The 3,302-nt window shown below is 50.2% G+C and carries 2 rRNA genes; both read right to left on the reverse strand.

The window, feature by feature from the left end:
• Window positions 1–52: 52 nt before the first annotated feature.
• Window positions 53–165, reverse strand: a 5S ribosomal RNA gene (gene rrf / locus BQ4443_RS00015).
• A gap of 161 nt (window positions 166–326) precedes the next feature.
• A 23S ribosomal RNA gene (locus tag BQ4443_RS00020) occupies window positions 327–3,197 on the reverse strand.
• Between the last annotated feature and the right edge of the window lie 105 nt (window positions 3,198–3,302).

The following is a 3,302-nucleotide window of genomic DNA, read 5'->3' on the forward strand; positions in this document are numbered from 1 at the left end:
TAGACGTAAAAAACCCTCTAGAGGGAGGTCTAGAGGGTTTAGCGAATAAGAAGCTTGACGATGCCCTACTTTCACAGGTGTCCACCCACTATCATCGGCGCAAAGGTGTTTCACTGTCCTGTTCGGGATGGGAAGGAGTGGGACCACCTTGCTATGGTCGTCAAGCGTAAAACGGTTACGGCTTGTTGGTTAGCCCTTTGGAAGAAGCACAAGGTTGGTTCAATGCGATGGGGTTGAGATTGAGGGGTTTCTCACATGAGAATTATATCTTGTGGCATAAGAACACTATACACCCAGGTTGATGCGTCATCAACCGATAAAGTTATAGGATCAAGCCGCACGGGCAATTAGTACTGGTTAGCTACATGCATTACTGCACTTATACACCCAGCCTATCAACGTCCTGGTCTCGAACGACCCTTTAGGGGAGATAAACTCCCGGGATACCTTATCTTCAGACGAGTTTCCCGCTTAGATGCCTTCAGCGGTTATCTCTTCCGTACGTAGCTACTCGGCAATGCCATTGGCATGACAACCGATACACCAGCGGTACGTCCACTCCGGTCCTCTCGTACTAGGAGCAGCCTCCGTCAAGTATCCAACGCCCACGGCAGATAGGGACCAAACTGTCTCACGACGTTTTAAACCCAGCTCACGTACCTCTTTAAATGGCGAACAGCCATACCCTTGGGACCGGCTACAGCCCCAGGATGAGATGAGCCGACATCGAGGTGCCAAACACCGCCGTCGATATGAACTCTTGGGCGGTATCAGCCTGTTATCCCCAGAGTACCTTTTATCCGTTGAGCGATGGCCCTTCCATTCAGAACCACCGGATCACTTTGTCCTGCTTTCGCACCTGTTCGACTTGTCAGTCTCACAGTCAAGCACGCTTATGCCAATGCACTATCAGCACGATTTCCGACCGTACCTAGCGTACCTTCGAACTCCTCCGTTACACTTTAGGAGGAGACCGCCCCAGTCAAACTGCCCACCATACACTGTCCCCAACCCGGATAACGGGCCTAGGTTAGAACCGCAAACAAACCAGGGTGGTATTTCAAGGACGGCTCCAGTAAAACTAGCGTCCTACTTTCAGCGCCTCCCACCTATCCTACACAGGCCGGTTCACAATCCAATGTAAAGCTACAGTAAAGGTTCATGGGGTCTTTCCGTCTAGCCGCGGGGAGATTGCATCATCACAAACACTTCAACTTCGCTGAGTCTCAGGAGGAGACAGTGTGGCCATCGTTACGCCATTCGTGCAGGTCGGAACTTACCCGACAAGGAATTTCGCTACCTTAGGACCGTTATAGTTACGGCCGCCGTTTACTGGGGCTTCGATCAAGAGCTTGCACCCCATCACTTAACCTTCCAGCACCGGGCAGGCGTCACACCCTATACGTCCACTTTCGTGTTTGCAGAGTGCTGTGTTTTTAATAAACAGTCGCAGCCACCGATTCTCTGCGGCCTCTTCACGCTTTAACACGCTACAAAGGCATACCTTCTCCCGAAGTTACGGTATCAATTTGCCGAGTTCCTTCTCCTGAGTTCTCTCAAGCGCCTTGGAATATTCATCCCGTCCACCTGTGTCGGTTTGCGGTACGGTCAACATTAAACTAGAGCTTAGAGGCTTTTCTTGGGACAACTGCCTCTGACTTCGCGAACATGTTCGCTTCGCGTCAATCCCTTGAATTTCGCTGCCGGATTTGCCTAACAGCCTTCTTGGAACCAACAACGGGTACTACCAATCACCCGATCAGATTTCGCCATCCGTCCCCCCATCGCATTTAATGTCGGTGCTGGAATATTAACCAGCTTCCCATCAGCTACGCATCTCTGCCTCGCCTTAGGGGCCGACTCACCCTGCGCCGATGAACGTTGCGCAGGAAACCTTGGACTTACGGCGAGGGAGCTTTTCACTCCCTTTATCGCTACTCATGTCAGCATTCGCACTTCTGATACCTCCAGCAGCCTTTACAAGCCACCTTCTCAGGCTTACAGAACGCTCTCCTACCGCGCACAGTAAACTGTGCACCCGCAGCTTCGGTAACTGGCTTAGCCCCGTTACATCTTCCGCGCAGGACGACTCGATCAGTGAGCTATTACGCTTTCTTTAAAGGGTGGCTGCTTCTAAGCCAACCTCCTGACTGTCTATGCCTTCCCACTTCGTTTCCCACTTAGCCAATTTTAGGGACCTTAGCTGGCGGTCTGGGTTGTTTCCCTCTTGAGTCTGGACGTTAGCACCCAGTGCTCTGTCTCCCAAGCTCTACTTGTCGGTATTCGGAGTTTGCCATGGTTTGGTAAGTCGCCATGACCCCCTAGCCATAACAGTGCTCTACCCCCGACAGTAATACTTGAGGCACTACCTAAATAGTTTTCGGAGAGAACCAGCTATTTCCAGATTTGTTTAGCCTTTCACCCCTATCCACAGCTCATCCCCTAATTTTTCAACATTAGTGGGTTCGGTCCTCCAGTACCTGTTACGGTACCTTCAACCTGGCCATGGATAGATCATCTGGTTTCGGGTCTACACCCAGCGACTAAACGCCCTATTCGGACTCGCTTTCGCTACGCCTTCCCTATTCGGTTAAGCTTGCCACTGAATGTAAGTCGCTGACCCATTATACAAAAGGTACGCCGTCACACCACTTGGATGCTCCGACTGTTTGTATGCACACGGTTTCAGGTTCTATTTCACTCCCCTCCCGGGGTTCTTTTCGCCTTTCCCTCACGGTACTGGTTCACTATCGGTCGATCACGAGTATTTAGCCTTGGAGGATGGTCCCCCCATCTTCAAACAGGATTCCACGTGTCCCGCTCTACTTATCCGACGCTTAGTACCACACATCGCATTTTGTCTACAGGGCTATCACCTGCTACGGCTAAACTTTCCAGTTTATTCGACTATGTCAATGTATTATCTCGTCTAGGCTGCTCCGATTTCGCTCGCCGCTACTGTCGGAATCTCGGTTGATTTCTTTTCCTCGAGTTACTTAGATGTTTCAGTTCACTCGGTTCGCCTCATCACACTATGTATTCATGTGATGATACTGCTAAACGCAGTGGGTTTCCCCATTCGGATATCTACGGATCAATGCTCATTTGCAAGCTCCCCGTAGCTTTTCGCATGCTATAACGTCCTTCTTCGCCTGTGATCGCCAAGGCATCCACCATGTGCACTTAGTTACTTGATCCTATAACTTTATCGGCTTATGGTTAAGCAAATAAACGTTTTATGATTAAGCTAACTTTATCTTCGGTGATATCTCTATCACCAGGATATATAGGCCTTTTCTCGG

It is taken from the genome of Pelistega sp. MC2 (genome assembly GCF_900099475.1).
In the GTDB taxonomy this organism is placed as follows: Bacteria; Pseudomonadota; Gammaproteobacteria; order Burkholderiales; family Burkholderiaceae_B; genus Taylorella; species Taylorella indica.